Here is a 15,830-nt window from a genome sequence, read left to right as displayed (position 1 = left end):
ACCTCAGCTCGCCTTGGACTGCTGCGGCAGGTTGCCCTGGATGATCGTGTGGATCACCTCATCGGCATCGTGCAGCTGCTTGGCGTACACGTCGGTGTCGAACACCGTGCCCTTGGCGGCCGCGCTCGGCAGCACTTCACCCTTCTGGTCGCGCAGGCTCACTTCGGCCTTCATCGACAGGCCGATGCGCAGCGGGTGTTCGGCCAGCTGCTTGGCATCGATGGCGATGCGCACCGGCACGCGCTGAACGATCTTGATCCAGTTGCCGCTGGCGTTCTGCGCCGGCAGCAGCGAGAACGCCGAGCCGGTGCCCAGGCCGAGGCTGTCGATGCGGCCCTTGTACTTCACGTCACCGGCATACAGGTCCGACTTCAGCTCCACTTCCTGGCCCAGGCGCATGTGGCGCAGCTGGGTTTCCTTGAAGTTGGCTTCGACCCACATCTGCTCGGTCGGCACCACCGCCATCAGCGCATTGCCCGGCTGCACGCGCTGGCCGACCTGCACCGAACGACGGGCGACATAGCCGGTGACCGGCGCGACGATGCCCGAACGTGCGTTGTTGAGGAAGGCCTGGCGCAGCTGCGCGGCGGCAGCCTGCACGTCCGGCTGGGTGGCGATCACGGTGTCATCGACCAGTGCGCGGTTGCGCTCGACGGTCTCGCGCGAACCGGCCACGGCCGCTTCGGCAGCTGCCAGCTCATCGCGGGCGTGGGCCAGTTCTTCGTTGGAGATGGCGCCGGTGGCGGCCAGGTCCTTGCGGCGTGCGAAGTCGTCGCGCACGCGCTTCAGGGTCACCTGGCGTGCGTTCAAGTCCGCCTGCGCACCTTCGACGCTGCGGTACAGGCCGCGGGTCTGCCGCACGGTCTTGGCCAGGTTGGCTTCGGCCTGCTGCAGGGCCACCGAGGTATCGGCCGGGTCCAGCTGCACCAGCAGCTGGCCACGCTCCACGCGCATGCCGTCATCGGCGTTGATGGCGACCACGGTACCGGCCACCAGCGGAGTGATCTGCACCTGGTTGCCCTGCACGTAGGCATCGTCGGTCTCTTCGAACCAACGGCCGAACATGAAGTACCACAGCGCCAGTGCCGCCAGCAGCAGCACGACGATCACGAACAGGCCGCGCAACAGCTTGCCGCGGCGGTTGGGGGCGGCGGGGGCCGCAGTGTCTTGGGTCTGGCTCATGGCAGGCGTCTTCAGGAATGCGAGGAATCGGAATGGGAAGCAAGCGGGGCGGCATCAGCGTCACTGGGCTGGAAACCACCACCGAGCGCCTTGCTCAGGCGCACCGAGGTCTGCAGCTGCTGCGACTGCAGGCCGGCCAGCTGCTGCTGCGACTGCAGCAGGGTGGACTGCGCGGTCAGCACGTCCAGATAGCTGCCGATGCCGGCGCGATAGCGCTGCTGCGCAAGGTCGAACGCAGCGCGTGCGGTATCCACCGCCTGCTGCTGCGACTGCGCCTGCTGCGCCAGCGAGCGCACGGCGTTGACCTGGTCGGCCACATCGCGCAGTGCATCGAGCACCGCCTGGTTGTAGTTCGCTACGGCCAGGTCGTACTGCGCATCGGTGTTGGCCAGGTTCGCGCGCAGCTTGCCGCCTTCGAAGATCGGCATGCTCAGCGCCGGGCCGATGTAGGCGAAGCTGGAGCTGCTCTGCAGCAGGTCGCCGACGTTGGGTGCGACCACGCCGGCCAGTGCGGTCAGGTTGAGGCTCGGGTAGAACTTGGTCTTGGCGACCTTGATCTGCTTGTCGGCCGCTTCCACCCGCCAGCGCGCGGCGACGATGTCGGGGCGGCGACCGAGCAGTTCACTGGGCACCACGCCCGGCAGCTGCAGCGCCAACGGGTTCATCGCGCGCGGGCGTTCGATCGACAGGCCACGGTCCGGGCCCTTGCCGACCAGCGCGGCCAACGCGGTGCGGCCCGCGTCGATGCGCTGCTGTGCCGCCAGCAACTGCTGCTGTGCGGCCGGCACACGGGCTTCAGCCTGGCGCACCTGCAGGTCGCTGTCGATGCCGGCGCTACGACGCTGACGGGTCAGTTCCAGCGACTTCTGCGAGCGCGCCAGTTCTTCTTCGGCCACGTCATTGAGCTGCCAGGCGTAAGCCAGATCGGTATAAGCCTGGGCGATGCCAGTGGACAGGTTCAGGCGCGCGGCCTGGGCCTCGACGGTAGCGGCATGGGCGCCGTCCACGGCAGCTTCCCAGGCGGCGCGCTTGCCGCCCCACAGGTCGATGCCGTAGCTGAAATCGAAGGCGACCTGGCTGCTGCCGGCGTAATGGCCACCGATTTCATCGCCGGCCATCGATTCGGGCAGGCGCAGGCCGGTGTAGCCACCGGACACGGACAGGCTGGGCAGGCGATCGGCGCGTGCGGTGCCGACCTGTGACTGTGCCTGGCGCAGGCGGGCGTCGGCGGCGTCCAGGCTCGGATGGCCGGCCAGACCTTCGGCGATCAGCGCATCCAGCTGCGTATCGCCCAGTGCCTTCCACCAGTCCTGGGCGGGAAAACCGGCGGCGCTCAGGTCGCTGTCGGCCAGGGTGCGTTCGCTGTGCAGGCTGTCCACGTCGAGCACGTGGCCCTGCGGGGTGAGGCCGCGGCTGCTGGCGCAAGCGGCCAGGGCCAGGGTCAGCGCTGAAACCAGCAGCGCGCGCCCGGACCGGCGGAGAGTGGGATGCGGGATCGGGTTCATGGGGTCGTCAGGGAATCGCGGATTCGGGTCAGGAGGGACAGCAGCTGCGTGCGTTCGTCGGCGGACAGATCGCGCAGGGCGTAATCCATCACCGCGTCGCCGCGCAGCTTCAACCGCGCCCACAGCGCGCGGCCTTCGTCGGTCAATACGATCTGCAGCGCACGCCGGTCCTGGGTGTGCGGCTCGCGGCGCACGCAACCGAGCGCTTCCAGCTTGTCCAGCAGGCGGGTGACCGCGCTGGGCACCTGGTCGATGGCCTGGGCCAGTTCGTTGGCCGTGCACGGCGCCATGTTCGAGAGCACCTTCAGCCCGATGTAGTGGGTGAAGCCGATGCCGAGGTCTTCTTCGGCCATGGACGCATCGAGCTGGCGGACCAGGCCGTCGCGCACCTGACGCAGCAGCAGGCCGAAGCTGGGGGGAGTGGTTGCAGGACAGATCATGGGGGAGCATTCTCTTCCAAAAAAAATATTTCTCAATGGAAATATTCGATCTGGCATCGAATGCTGTGTTGCAGCAATGGGCTGGATCAGGTGAAGGCGCCACCTTAATGGCGCTCCCAACTGGCCCGGTAGTACAATCCAGCCAATGAATGTCACATTCAAGCCACCCCCAGCCCACGTGAAGGCGGGCGAACCCGGACCTGCCACCCTGCTGCGTGAGGAAGCGCTGGACTGGTTCGAGCGCAATGACGGCCCTCCGGTCATCGCCTTCCGCTTCGACAGCCCGCAGGGACTGGCCCGCGAAGTGGACTGGCATCACCACGTGCGCGCGCAGCTGATCTGCGTCGAACGCGGCCTGCTGACCACCCGCACCTCGCATGGCACCTGGTCGCTGGCACCGGGCTCGGCGGGCTGGATGCCACCAGCCGAGCCGCATACGGTCCACATCGATGGCCCCCTGCGCGGCTGGGGCATGGTGCTGGCCGCGCCGCTGTGCGCCGAACTGCCCGCCGACCCTTGCGTACTGGGCATCTCGCGGTTGGCGCAGGCGGTGGCCGAACGCATCTGCGACTGGCCGCAGGACTACGAAAGCACCACCGAGCGGCAGCACATCATCAACGTGCTGCTGGACGAGATACGCGTCGCGCCGCGCCAGCGCATGCACCTGCCGATGCCGCGCGACCGGCGCCTGCTGAAGATCGCCTCGCAGCTGCTGGCCGATCCGGCCGACGAGCGCGGGCTGGCGCAGTGGGCGCATTGGGCCGGCCTGTCGCCGCGCAGCCTGACCCGCCATTTCCGCGACGAAACCACCCTGAGCTTCGCCCAGTGGCGGCAGCAGGCGCGGCTGGCCGAGGCGCTGCGGCAGCTCAGCGAAGGCCACAGCGTGGCTGACATCGCCCACGCACTGGGCTTCAGCAGTGCCAGCGCCTTCGTCACCGTGTTCCGGCGACACTTCGGACTACCGCCCGGACGCTACCTGGCACGGGCCGGCCACGGCCTGGAACCGGGCCTTGACCCTGCACGCGGCTTGGCATCCCCCGCCGCATCCGGATAATCACTGGATTGAGAGCGGCGACCGCCGTCACCGCCTCCCGACATAGGTAACAACGCCGCATGACCGATCTTGCCCGCCCCGTGTTCCACGGTTTCGAACAACTGCCGCTGCGCGAATACGCCGAACGCGCCTACCTCGACTACTCGATGTACGTGGTCCTGGATCGCGCCCTGCCGTTCCTCGGCGACGGCCTGAAGCCGGTGCAGCGCCGCATCATCTATGCGATGAGCGAGCTGGGCCTGAATGCCGCGTCCAAGCCGAAGAAGTCCGCGCGTACCGTCGGTGACGTCATCGGCAAGTACCACCCGCATGGCGACAGCGCGTGCTACGAGGCGCTGGTGCTGATGGCGCAGCCGTTCTCGTACCGTTACCCGCTGATCGAAGGCCAGGGCAACTTCGGTTCCAGCGACGATCCGAAGTCGTTCGCGGCGATGCGTTACACCGAATCCAAGCTGACCCCGATCGCCGAAGTGCTGCTGGGCGAACTGGGCCAGGGCACCACCGACTGGGCGCCGAACTTCGACGGCACCCTGCAGGAACCGACCTGGATGCCGGCACGCCTGCCGCATCTGCTGCTGAACGGCACCACCGGCATCGCCGTGGGCATGGCCACCGATGTCCCGCCGCACAACCTCAACGAGATTGTCAGCGCGCTGCTGCACCTGCTGGACGACCCGGACGCCAGCGTGCGCGACCTGTGCGAGCACGTGAAGGGCCCCGACTACCCGTCCAACGCCGAGATCATCACCCCCGCCAACGACCTGCGGAACATGTACGAGACCGGCAACGGCAGCGTGCGTGCGCGTGCGACCTACATCAAGGAAGCGCACAACGTGGTGGTCACCGCGTTGCCGTTCCAGGTGTCGCCGTCGAAGGTGATCGAGCAGATCGCCGCGCAGATGCGTGCAAAGAAGCTGCCGTGGCTGGAAGACATCCGTGATGAGTCCGACCACGCCAACCCGGTGCGCGTGGTGCTGGTGCCGCGCTCGAACCGCGTCGACGCCGAGCAGCTGATGGGCCACCTGTTCGCCACCACGGACATGGAGCGCAGCTACCGCGTCAACCTCAACGTGATCGGGCTGGACGGCCGTCCGCAGGTGAAGAACCTGAAGACGCTGCTCAGCGAATGGCTGGTGTTCCGCAGCAGCACCGTCACCCGTCGCCTGCAGCACCGCCTGCAGAAGGTCGAGCGTCGTCTGCACCTGTTGGAAGGCCTGCTGGTGGCGTTCCTCAACCTGGACGAGGTGATCCACATCATCCGTACCGAGGACGAACCGAAGGCAGCGCTGATCGCGCGCTTCGGCCTGTCCGAAGACCAGGCCGAGTACATCCTGGAAACCAAGCTGAAGCAGCTGGCCCGCCTGGAAGAGATGAAGATCCGTGGCGAGCAGGACGAGCTGGCCAAGGAACGCGACAAGATCCTGAGCATCCTCGACAGCAAGGCCAAGCTGAAGAAGCTGATCCGCGACGAGCTGCAGGCCGATGCCAAGAAGTTCGGTGACGAGCGCCGTTCGCCGCTGGTGCAGCGCCAGGCGGCGCAGGCCATCGACGAGACCGAACTGGTACCGAGCGAGCCGATGACGGTGGTGATGTCCGAGAAGGGCTGGATCCGCGCGGCCAAGGGCCACGACATCGACGCCTCGACCCTGTCCTATCGGGATGGCGATGCCCTGCAGGGCGCGGTGCGTGCACGCAGCACCCAGCAGGTCGCGTTCCTCGACAGCGAAGGCCGCGCCTACTCCACGCCGGTGCATACCCTGCCCTCGGCACGCGGCAACGGTGAACCGCTGACCGGCCGCTTCTCGCCGGCCGCGGGCACCAGCTTCGTGACCCTGGCCAGCGCCGAGCCGGATACCCGCTTCGTGCTGGCCTCGACCCACGGCTACGGCTTCGTCACCCGTTTCGAGAACCTGATCGGCCGCAACAAGGCCGGCAAGGCGATGCTGAACCTGTCGGCGGGCTCGTCGGTGCTGTCGCCGTCGGTGGTGGCCAACGTCGCCACCGACCGCATCGTCGCGGTGACCAGTTCGGGCAACCTGCTGGCGATCGCCGCCAGCGACCTGCCGGAACTGGACAAGGGCAAGGGCAACAAGATCATCGAGATCCCCAAGGCGAAGCTCGCCACCGAACGCGTGGTGGCGATCGTGGCGATCAGCCCCGGGCAGACCCTGCAGGTACGCAGTGGCCAACGCACGATGGGCCTGAAGTTCAACGAGCTCGAGGCCTACCTGGGCGCCCGTGCCACCCGCGGCCACCTGCTGCCGCGCGGCTGGCAGAAGGTGGAAGGGCTGTCGGTCGAATGAGGCGCGGGGTCGGATCCCTTTCAACGGAAAGGGCTCCGACCCCAGGCATCACCTCTGGTAGATGCCAACCTTGGTTGGCACGCCTCACCCGATGGGGTCAGAGCCGTTTTCTTCGAAAACGGATCCGACCCCAGACGTCAGACACAAAAAAGCCGGGGCATTCCCCGGCTTCTTTGTTTGTCGGCTGGCGGGCGGTGGAGCAGCTGGCTGGCGAAGGCTGGCTGGCGGTGCTCCGGTGCTGGCGGGCGACGGGACGTTGTGATTCTGTGAAATGCCGCCAAGCATGACTTGGCTCTACATCAGGTACAGCAGCCGAGCATGGCTCGGCTCTACCGAAAGCGGCGTCGGTCAGTGCGCCGGGGCGCCGCTGCCGTCGATCTTGCTCAGCTGGTACAGCTCCAGGCCGATGCGCTTGATCAGGCCCAGCTGCTGCTCCAGCCACCAGGCGTGGTCTTCCTCGGTGTCCTTCAACTGTGCCAGCAGCATGTCGCGGCTCACGTAGTCGCCCTTCTCCTCGCACAGCTTCATGCCGGCGGCGAGGTTGTTGCGAACGGCGTATTCGGTGTCCAGGTCCTTGCGCAGCATTTCCTCCACGGTCCTGCCCGGCTCGGTGGCATGCGGGCGCATGTCCGGGTCGCCGCCCAGGAACAGGATCCGGCGCAGCAGCGCGTCGGCATGCTGGGTTTCCTCTTCCATCTCGTGGTTCAGGCGTTCGTACAGCGCGAACAGGCCCTGGTCCTCGTAGCGGCGGGAGTGGATGAAGTACTGGTCGCGGGCGGCGAGTTCGCCGCGCAGCAGTTCCTTCAGGCAGGCGATGACGTCCGGGTTGCCTTTCATGGGGGGAGCTCCTGTGAATCGATGGCGCCCATGGTGCCCCATCTGGAAATACGGTGATCTAATCGGAATCAGTCGCAGTTGCGCCTGCGGCTACAATCGGCCGACATGCTCGGGAAGGACCTGCAATGCGTCGTACGTGGCGGTGGATTCTGGGTGCGTTGGTCGCGATCGTGCTGCTCGCGGTGCTGGTCCTGTGGTTGCTGCTGCGCGGCAGCCTGGCCGAGCTGGACGGCGAGCGCCCGTTGCCCGGGCTGGCCAGCAAGGTCACCGTGGAGCGCGATGCGCTGGGGGTGGTCACCATCACCGCCGGCAACAAGGCCGATGCCCTGCGGGCGCTCGGCCGTGTTCACGCGCAGGAACGTTATTTCGAAATGGACCTGATGCGGCGCAGTGCCGCAGGTGAACTGTCCGCGCTGTTCGGGGCGAAGGCCATCGAAGCCGACAAGCGCATGCGCGTACACCGCCTGCGCGCGCGCACCGAAACCCATCTGCAGGATGCGCTGGGCAGCGACCCTGCGGCCGTGCGCGCCTATGTGGACGGGGTCAACCAGGGCCTGGGCAGCCTGGCGGTGCGGCCATGGGCCTACCTGCTGCTGCGGCAGGCGCCGCAACCGTGGCAGGCCAGCGACAGCGTGCTGGCGGGCCTGGCCATGTACGCCGACCTGCAGGACCCCAGCAACCAGTCCGAACTGGCCCTGCAGCGCATCCGCACGGTGGTGCCGCCGGCCCTGTACGCCCTGCTGGCGCATGACGGCAGCGAGTGGGACGCGCCGCTGGCCGGCCCTCCCCGCGGCAACGCCACACTGCCCGATGCCAGCCAGCTGGACCTGCACACGCTGAAGGCCGCAACCGGCGCAGTTGCCGAAGATGCCGACGCGGTCGGCAGCAACAATTTCGCCGTTGCCGGCGCGCTGACCGCCGATGGCCGTGCGATCGTCGCCGACGACATGCACCTGGGCCTGCGCGCGCCCAGCCTGTGGTTCCGCGTGCGCCTGCGCTACCCCGATCCGCAGGCCGCAGGTGGCCAGGTCGACGTCAGCGGATTCTCGCTGCCGGGCGTGCCGGCGGTGATTGTCGGCAGCAACGGCCACGTGGCCTGGGGTTTCACCAACAGCTACATCGACACCGCCGACTTTCGCAGCGAGCCCGCCGACGCCGCGGTGACCGTGCATGAGGAACGGATCGTCGTGGCCGGCGGCGCCGACGTACGTTTTCCGGTACGCGAAACCGCGTGGGGACCGATCGTGCATACCCACGCCGATGGCAGTGGCGACGCCCTGCGCTGGGTCGCGCAGTTGCCGGGCGCGGTGCGCATGGACTTCGCCGACATGGCACGCGCTGCCGATCTGGACCAGGCCCTGCAGATTGCCGACCACGCCGGCATTCCCGCGCAGAACCTGGTGGTCGGCGACCGCAGCGGACGCATCGCGTGGCGCCTGATCGGCGCGCGGCCCGACCGTGGCCCGCACTGCGCGCCACTGGGTTTCAATGAAAATCAGGCCAACCAGGGCTGCGCGCCCTGGCCGATCCGCAGCGACGCCGCGCCGAGCCTGATCGATCCGCCCAGCCATCGGTTGTGGACCGCCAACAGCCGCGTGGTGGACGAGGCGACCCTGGCCACCGTCGGCAACGGCGGCTACGACCTCGGTGCACGCGGACGGCAGATCCGCGATCTGCTGGCCACGCAGGAGCGCTTTGACGAACACGACCTGCTGGCAATCCAGCTGGACGACCGCGCGGTGTTCCTGCAGCGCTGGTGGGTGCTGCTTCAGGAAGTGATCGAGCACAGCGACGATCCGGCACTGAAGCGGTTGAGAACGGTCAGCGACCATTGGGACGGTCGCGCCGCAATCAATTCGACCAGCTACCGGGTGGTACGCGAGTTCCGTACACAGGTGCTCGACACGCTGACCGATGCGCTGCTGGCACCGGCCCGGGCGCAGCTGGGCGAGGATTTCCTGGCACCACGCCTGGCACAGCTGGAAGGCGTGGCCTGGCCGATGCTGGAACAGCGACCCGCCAACCTGCTGCCGTCCGCGTACACGAGCTGGGATGCGCTGCTGGCCGATGCTGCACGTCGCACCGAAGCCGAGCTGTCCACGCAGGGGCCGCTGGCACACCGTACCTGGGGCGAGCGCAATACCGCAGCGATCTGCCATCCGGTTGCGCGCGCCCTGCCCGCCTTCGCCAGTCGCTGGTTGTGCATGCCGGCCGATCCCCTGCCCGGCGACCGTGACATGCCGCGTGTACAGACGCCGACCTTCGGTGCCTCGCAGCGGATGGTGGTCTCGCCCGGCCACGAAGCCGACGGCATCGTGCACATGCCGGGCGGGCAGAGCGGCCATCCGCTGTCGCCGTACTGGGGCGCGGGGCATGAGGATTGGGTGCATGGTCACCCCACCCCGTTCCTGCCCGGCAAGGCACAGCACACGATGACGCTGGTACCGGTGAGGTAGCGCCCGACAGTGACCGCATGATGCCCGACTCGTGTGCGTGGCTGCCGGCCAGCGGCCGGCACTACCGTCCAGCGCTCAGGCCCTGCGACGCTCGATCAGGTTCAACAGCGGCCCGGTCATCGCGGTGGTCACCAGCGCCATGATCACCAGCACCGCGAACAGGCGGTCGCCGAGCAGGCCCAGCTCGTAGCCCAGGTTGAGCACGATCAACTCCATCAACCCACGGGTGTTCATCAGCGCGCCCAGTCGCCACGCTTCACGCGAGGCCATGCCGGTACTGCGCGCCGCACTCCAGGTGCCCAGCAGCTTGCCCACCGTGGCCACTGCGATCACCACCACGCACAGCAGGATGTCGCTGCTGTGCAACGCGTCGGCCCGCATGCGCAGGCCGGTCATGGCGAAGAACAGCGGCAGCAGCAGGGTCACCGCGAACGGTTCGACCCTGACCACCAGCAGCTGCCGCAGCTGCGCGTTGGACGATACCGCCACGCCCGCAGCGAAGGCGCCGAACAGCGCGTGGATGCCGAGCACTTCGGTGACCAGCGCACTGGCCAGTGACAGCAGCAGGATGCCCAGCAGCCAGCGCCCTTCGCGGCCCGGCGCGATGGTCTGGCGGGCAAACCATGGCTTTACCAAGCCCAGCATCAGCGCGATGAACGCCACCACGCACAGCAGGTTGAGGCTGGCCGGCAGCCAGCCAGTGGCCTGCGCCGCCGCCACGATCAGCGCCAGCAGACACCACGCGGTCGCATCGCCCAGCGCCGCGCAGGCGATGGCGGTCTGCCCCAACGATGTGTGGGTGATACCGCGATCAGCGAGGATGCGCAGCAGCACCGGGAAGGCGGTGATGCTCATCGAGATGCCGACGAACAGCGCGAACGCAGTAAAGCTCACGCCTTCCGGACCATGCTGCGGGTACAGCCAGATGGCCAGCGCCACGCCGAGCACGAACGGCACCGCGATGCCGGCGTGGCTGACGGTGAAGGCGAATCGACGACGCCCGCGCAGCGCGCCCAGATCCAGCTCGGCGCCAGCCACCAGCAGGAACATCAACACACCCAGCTGACTGAGCATGCCCAGCGGCCCCAGCGAAGCGGCCGGGAACAGCGCGCCGTGCACCTGTGGCAGCAGACTGCCCAGCAACAGCGGCCCCATCATCAGGCCAGCGGCCATCTCGCCGATCACGGCCGGCTGGCCGAAACGCTTCAACAGTGCGCCGGCGCCCTTGGCGACCAGCAACAGCACCAGCAGCTGCAGCAGGAACAGGCCGAGCGGCGAGGACAGGTGATGTGCCCAATCACTACCGACCACGGCCTCGGCCTTGTTGCGGATCACCGGCAGCCCGGGCCCGGCATAGCGGGCCAGCAGCAGGCCGACCAGCAGCGGCAGGCCGGCCCAGACCAGGTAACGCCAAGCCCACTTCGTCGGCCGCACGGGACCTCCGGTCTGTACGTCCATGAACATTCCCCAATGTGCAGGGCGCCGATGATACGTCGCAAAAAGGGGACGGAGGGGATTAAGTCGTTTGTGGCATAAGCGACTTAATCCCCTCCGTCCCCTTTTTTGGGTCAGGCCAACGCCTGCTCGTGCACGCCGGCGATGGCGCGGCCCGACGGATCGGCGGCGGCGGCGAAGCTGGCGTCCCAGGCAATGGCTGCCGGCGAGGAACAGGCGATCGACTTCCCGCCCGGCACGGTTTCAGCCGCCGCATGACTGGGGAAGAACTGCTCGAACAGGTGACGGTAGTAGTACGCCTCCTTGGTCTGCGGCGGGTTGTGCGGGAAACGCTTGTCGGCGGCGGCCAGTACGCGGTCGCTGACCTGTGCTTCGGCATGCGCCTTCAGGCCGTCGATCCAACCGTAGCCGACGCCATCGCTGAACTGCTCCTTCTGTCGCCACAGGATGCTATCCGGCAGGTAGCCCTCGAAGGCCTCGCGCAGCACCGCCTTCTCGATGCGACGACCACCGAAGCCGGCGCCGACCATCTTGTGCGCGGCATCGAAACGCATCGCCACGTCGAGGAACTCGCGGTCCAGGAACGGCACGCGCGGCTCCACGCCCCAGGCCATCATCGACTTGTTGGCGCGCAGGCAATCGTAGTTGTGCAGGGCATCGAGCTTGCGCACCAGTTCCTGGTGGAATTCGCGCGCGTCCGGTGCCTTGTGGAAGTAAAGATAGCCGCCGAAGATCTCGTCACTGCCCTCGCCGGACAGCACCATCTTCACGCCCATTGCCTTGATCCGACGCGCCAGCAGGAACATCGGCGTGGAGGCGCGGATGGTGGTGACGTCGTAGGTTTCAATGTGGCGGATCACCTCCGGCAGCACATCCAGGCCTTCCTCGAAGGTGTATTCGAAGCCGTGGTGCACCGTGCCCAGCGCTTCGGCGGCGACCGCAGCAGCGGCCAGATCCGGCGAACCCTTCAGGCCGATGGCGAACGAATGCAGGCGCGGCCACCACGCTTCGCTCTGGCCGCCATCTTCAATGCGACGCCGCGCATAACGTGCTGCCACGGCAGCAACCAGCGACGAATCCAGCCCACCCGACAGCAGCACGCCATATGGCACGTCACTCATCAACTGGCGTTCGACCGCATGTTCAAAGGCCTGGCGCAGCTCGGCGAGATCGGCCTGGCGGCCCTGCACGTCGTCGTACTCGCGCCACGGCTGCTGGTAGTAGCGCACCAGCTCACCGCTGGCGCTGTCGTAGTAGTGGCCCGGCGGGAACTGGGCAACGTCGGCGCAGGTATCCACCAGCGCCTTCATTTCAGACGCTACGCGCAACCGTCCCTGCGCATCATGGCCCCAGTACAGCGGCACCACGCCGACCGGGTCGCGCGCCACCAGTACACGGCCGGCTGCACGGTCCCACAGAGCGAAGGCGAAGATGCCGTTGAGCTGTTCCAGCCACTGCGCCGGCGATCCGCCCTGGCGGTACAGCGCGTTGATCACCTCGCAGTCCGAACCGGTCTGGAAGGCATAGGCTTCGACGAGGCCGGCCTTGAGCTGCTGGTGGTTGTAGATCTCTCCGTTGACCGCCAGCGCCAGCTGCACGTCTTCGGACAGCAGCGGCTGCGAGCCGCCTGCCGGATCGACGATGGCCAGGCGCTCGTGCACCAGCAGCGCGCCCTCGTCCAGGTACACGCCGCTCCAGTCCGGGCCACGATGACGCTGGCGCTGCGACAGCTCCAGCGCATGGCGGCGCAGGGAAGGAAGATCGTCACCGGCCTGCAGGCCGAAAATACCGAAGATCGAACACATGGGTGGAACTCCTGTTGTGGGGAAGTACACGGGGGAAAGGTGTTCGACCGGCCATCCAGGCCCGGGTGGGACTGCGCCCGGGCACAAAAAAACCCGCATCGGCCGATGCGGGTTTTCTGGTGTCCGGGCGTATGTTGCTGTCTATCTACCCAGGGCGCAGTCCCGCATCGGCCGCGCACGATTATTCGCACGCAGATTATTGCGGTTGGTGTTGTTGACGGCGGTGGCCAGGCGGAGCGACATGGATCCGACCGTAACCGGGTTTCCGGCGCGGCGCAACTGTTGCGATGGCAACCGATTCAGCGGCCACGCCGGTGCCGACCCGGATAATCCCCTGCCCGCTTTCCGGAACCCATGGATGACCCCTTCCTACCGTCACCTGCTGCCCATCCTGGCCCTGATCGCCCTGGCCGGCTGCGCGACCACGTCCACCCGCCCGGTCGATGACAGCGAACGCGACGCCCTGGCCGCAGCTGCCGATGGCCAGTTCGATTCGGCGCTACGCGTGGCCAAGCTGTACCAGTACCGCAACGACGTGCGCGCACTGGACTGGTACGCGCGCGCCGCCGCCACCACGCCGCGCACCCACCGCACCACCAGTGCAGAGGAACAGCTCGGTGCGATCCTGGAGCGCGGCCGACTGGACAGTGGTGACACTCCGCAGAAGCCCGACGCGGTCGTGCTCAAACCCTCCGCGCGCAAGGCCTATCGCTGGTACCACAGCGCCGCCTATCACGGCTCGCCGTATGCGATGAGCGATCTGGAGACGTGGTACGAGCGACGAGGCGACATGGAGGGCGCACTGCGCTGGCGCCTGCGCCACGCGGTCTACCTGCGCCAGCTGTACAAGCTGCAGCCGTTGCGCGATGCCACCAGCGGGTCCGCGAAGCCCGGCACTCCGCTCAGCACTGACGCTTCACCGAACCCGGTGATCGCCCGCATCCAGCGCCGTGCCGCGCGCGGCGATGCCGAAGCGCAGGTGGACCTGGGCACGCTGTACGAGGCCGGCATCGGCGTGGTGCAGGACAAGACCGAAGCGCTGCGCTGGTATGAGCGTGCCGCTGCACAGGGCAACGTGTATGGCCAGTACCTGGCCGGGCTGGCACTCGGCCGCGGCGGCGATGGCCTGCAGAAGAACGTGGATGCCGCGGCGACGTGGTTCGCCAAGGCCCGCGCGCAGGGCTTCTACATGGCCGACGAGTCGTACTGGCGCGAAGCGATCAAACCGCCGTTCTTCCAGTTCTCGGAGTAGCGCCGGACCATGCCCGGCGTATCCACGGAAACCCGGCGGAGGGGTGCTACACCAGCAGGCGTTCAACCAATCGCTGGTACAGCCCCGGCAGCGCTTCCAGCTCGTCCACGCGCACGTTTTCATCCACCTGGTGGATGCTGGCGTTGACCGGGCCGACTTCGATGCACTGCGCACCCAGGGGCGCGATGAAGCGCGCATCGGAGGTGCCACCACCGGTGCTCTCTTCCGGCGCGCGACCGGTGTGCTCGGCCAGCACCGCGCGCGCCGCTGCGCGCAATGTCCCTTCCGGGGTGTAGAACGGTTCGCCGCTGCGATGCCACTTCAGCGTGTACTGCAGGCCATGACGGTCCAGTAGCGTGGTGATCTCCGCTTCCAGCTTCGCTGCATCCCAATGCGGGTTGTAGCGGATGTTGAAATCCACCACCAGCTCACCAGGAATCACGTTGTTGGCGCCGGTACCGGCGTGGATGTTGGAGATCTGCAGGCTGGTCGACGGGAAGCTCTCATAGCCCTCGTCCCAGCGCCGCGCACTCAGTTCGGCCAGCATCGGCGCGGCAAGATGGATCGGATTGCGCGCCTTGTCCGGGTAGGCCACGTGGCCCTGCACACCCTGCACGCGCAGCTTGGCCGACAGGCTGCCACGCCGGCCCACGCGCAGCAGGTCGCCCAGCGTGGTGGTGGACGACGGCTCGCCGGTGATGCACCAGTCGATGCGCTGGCCGCGCTCGGCGAACAGCCGTGCGACATGGCGCACGCCGTCGATGGCATCGCCCTCTTCGTCGCTGGTCAACAGCACCGCCAGCGTGCCGGTGTGCTGCGGATGCGCCGCGACGAACTGTTCGGCAGCGATCACGAACGCAGCCACGCTGCCCTTCATGTCCGCGGTGCCGCGACCGTACAGCACGCCATCGCGGATCTGCGGCGCGAACGGATCGCTCTGCCATGCCTCGCGCGGGCCCGGCGGCACCACGTCGGTGTGGCCCAGCAGGACCAGCACCGGTGCGCCGCTGCCGTGGGTGGCCCACAGGTTGTCGACCTCGCCCAACCGCAGGTGCTCACAAGTGAAACCGGCCGCCTGCAGACGTTCACCGATCAGCGCCTGGCAACCGGCGTCGTCCGGGGTCACCGACGGCCGTGCAATCAGATCGCAGGCCAGGTCGAGGACGGCGCTCACGCGCCGCCCACGCCGAAGCGCGCCTTGAAACCGTTGTCGCTGAAACCCTGGCTGACCTTGCCGTCGGCGGTCACCACCAGCGGGCGCTTGATCAGCTGTGGGTACTCGCGCAGCAGCAGCTTCCACTCCGCCTCCGAATCGGCGGCCTTGCGGTTGTCCGGCAGCTGCCGCCAGGTGGTGGAGGACCGGTTGACCATCGCCGCCAGGCCGCCCAGCTGCGCGGCCCATTCCAGCAGCGTTTCCGGGCTGGGTTTGTTGTCGCGATAGTCGACGAAGGTATACGGCACGCCGAAGCGGTCCAGCCACTTGGTCGCCTTCTTGCAGGTATCGCAGTTCTTCAGACCGTAGACGATGGTGCTCATGCGTG

Annotated in this window: 12 protein-coding genes; 4 read left to right on the top strand and 8 right to left on the bottom strand. The window is 67.6% G+C overall.

All coding sequences use genetic code 11. The annotated features are described in order from the left end of the window. Positions 1-3: 3 nt before the first annotated feature. From emrA to emrR, 3 genes are read right to left on the bottom strand one after another with little or no spacing between them, the layout of a single operon-like run. Positions 4-1,182, bottom strand: a complete 1,179-nt coding sequence (gene emrA, locus ACEF39_RS06920) for a multidrug efflux MFS transporter periplasmic adaptor subunit EmrA (protein ID WP_099783412.1) — start codon at positions 1,180-1,182, stop codon at positions 4-6. An 11-nt stretch (positions 1,183-1,193) separates the two neighbouring features. Next, a complete protein-coding gene (emrC, locus tag ACEF39_RS06915) occupies positions 1,194-2,687 on the bottom strand; it encodes a multidrug efflux transporter outer membrane subunit EmrC (protein WP_500287417.1) in 1,494 nt (497 codons plus the stop codon). Beyond that, positions 2,684-3,127, bottom strand: coding sequence for a multidrug efflux system transcriptional regulator EmrR (emrR, locus tag ACEF39_RS06910; protein ID WP_105163770.1), 444 nt, complete (start codon positions 3,125-3,127; stop codon positions 2,684-2,686). Before emrR ends, emrC begins: the two co-directional genes overlap by 4 nt. A gap of 145 nt (positions 3,128-3,272) precedes the next feature. On the opposite strand from emrR, the gene ACEF39_RS06905 reads away from it, so the two are divergent. Then, a complete protein-coding gene (locus ACEF39_RS06905) occupies positions 3,273-4,181 on the top strand; it encodes an AraC family transcriptional regulator (protein WP_500287416.1) in 909 nt (302 codons plus the stop codon). Positions 4,182-4,240: 59 nt separating this feature from the next. Continuing rightward, complete coding sequence (parC, locus tag ACEF39_RS06900) at positions 4,241-6,484, top strand: DNA topoisomerase IV subunit A (protein WP_500287415.1); 2,244 nt, start codon at positions 4,241-4,243, stop codon at positions 6,482-6,484. A gap of 348 nt (positions 6,485-6,832) precedes the next feature. Here the strand turns inward: parC and bfr are convergent, their stop codons facing one another. Then, positions 6,833-7,321 (bottom strand): bacterioferritin, encoded by a 489-nt coding sequence (gene bfr, locus ACEF39_RS06895; RefSeq protein ID WP_108267855.1) that lies wholly within the window; start codon positions 7,319-7,321, stop codon positions 6,833-6,835. A 125-nt stretch (positions 7,322-7,446) separates the two neighbouring features. Here bfr and ACEF39_RS06890 point away from each other — a divergent pair, with 125 nt between their 5' ends. Then, positions 7,447-9,777: a penicillin acylase family protein gene (locus ACEF39_RS06890; protein ID WP_500287414.1), complete on the top strand. Its 2,331-nt coding sequence runs from the start codon at positions 7,447-7,449 to the stop codon at positions 9,775-9,777. Positions 9,778-9,852: 75 nt separating this feature from the next. On the opposite strand, the gene ACEF39_RS06885 is transcribed toward ACEF39_RS06890, so the two are convergent. Next, complete coding sequence (locus ACEF39_RS06885; RefSeq protein ID WP_500287413.1) at positions 9,853-11,241, bottom strand: cation:proton antiporter domain-containing protein; 1,389 nt, start codon at positions 11,239-11,241, stop codon at positions 9,853-9,855. A 104-nt stretch (positions 11,242-11,345) separates the two neighbouring features. Next, positions 11,346-13,037 (bottom strand): asparagine synthase B, encoded by a 1,692-nt coding sequence (asnB, locus tag ACEF39_RS06880; RefSeq protein WP_500287412.1) that lies wholly within the window; start codon positions 13,035-13,037, stop codon positions 11,346-11,348. A gap of 358 nt (positions 13,038-13,395) precedes the next feature. On the opposite strand from asnB, the gene ACEF39_RS06875 reads away from it, so the two are divergent. Then, complete coding sequence (locus ACEF39_RS06875) at positions 13,396-14,289, top strand: tetratricopeptide repeat protein (RefSeq protein ID WP_500287411.1); 894 nt, start codon at positions 13,396-13,398, stop codon at positions 14,287-14,289. Positions 14,290-14,335: 46 nt separating this feature from the next. Here the strand turns inward: ACEF39_RS06875 and dapE are convergent, their stop codons facing one another. Both dapE and ACEF39_RS06865 read right to left on the bottom strand, forming a co-directional pair. Further along, positions 14,336-15,463 carry a succinyl-diaminopimelate desuccinylase gene (gene dapE / locus ACEF39_RS06870; RefSeq protein ID WP_500287410.1) on the bottom strand — a complete coding sequence of 376 codons (1,128 nt, stop codon included), beginning with the start codon at positions 15,461-15,463 and terminating at the stop codon, positions 14,336-14,338. Continuing rightward, positions 15,460-15,825, bottom strand: a complete 366-nt coding sequence (locus ACEF39_RS06865; protein ID WP_032975801.1) for an arsenate reductase — start codon at positions 15,823-15,825, stop codon at positions 15,460-15,462. Before ACEF39_RS06865 ends, dapE begins: the two co-directional genes overlap by 4 nt. Positions 15,826-15,830 lie beyond the last annotated feature (5 nt).

Source organism: Stenotrophomonas indicatrix (genome assembly GCA_041545745.1).
GTDB lineage: Bacteria > Pseudomonadota > Gammaproteobacteria > Xanthomonadales > Xanthomonadaceae > Stenotrophomonas > Stenotrophomonas indicatrix_A.
The sequence above is the reverse complement of the archived record's forward strand: the minus strand, read 5'-3'. Positions and strand labels throughout refer to the sequence as shown.

Bases quoted from the DNA above. Each gene is read 5' to 3' on its own strand.
- emrA (WP_099783412.1), bottom strand. From the start codon at position 1,182: ATGAGCCAGACCCAAGACACTGCGGCCCCCGCCGCCCCCAACCGCCGC.
- emrC (WP_500287417.1), bottom strand. From the start codon at position 2,687: ATGAACCCGATCCCGCATCCCACTCTCCGCCGGTCCGGGCGCGCGCTG.
- emrR (WP_105163770.1), bottom strand. From the start codon at position 3,127: ATGATCTGTCCTGCAACCACTCCCCCCAGCTTCGGCCTGCTGCTGCGT.
- ACEF39_RS06905 (WP_500287416.1), top strand. From the start codon at position 3,273: ATGAATGTCACATTCAAGCCACCCCCAGCCCACGTGAAGGCGGGCGAA.
- parC (WP_500287415.1), top strand. From the start codon at position 4,241: ATGACCGATCTTGCCCGCCCCGTGTTCCACGGTTTCGAACAACTGCCG.
- bfr (WP_108267855.1), bottom strand. From the start codon at position 7,321: ATGAAAGGCAACCCGGACGTCATCGCCTGCCTGAAGGAACTGCTGCGC.
- ACEF39_RS06890 (WP_500287414.1), top strand. From the start codon at position 7,447: ATGCGTCGTACGTGGCGGTGGATTCTGGGTGCGTTGGTCGCGATCGTG.
- ACEF39_RS06885 (WP_500287413.1), bottom strand. From the start codon at position 11,241: ATGTTCATGGACGTACAGACCGGAGGTCCCGTGCGGCCGACGAAGTGG.
- asnB (WP_500287412.1), bottom strand. From the start codon at position 13,037: ATGTGTTCGATCTTCGGTATTTTCGGCCTGCAGGCCGGTGACGATCTT.
- ACEF39_RS06875 (WP_500287411.1), top strand. From the start codon at position 13,396: ATGACCCCTTCCTACCGTCACCTGCTGCCCATCCTGGCCCTGATCGCC.
- ACEF39_RS06865 (WP_032975801.1), bottom strand. From the start codon at position 15,825: ATGAGCACCATCGTCTACGGTCTGAAGAACTGCGATACCTGCAAGAAG.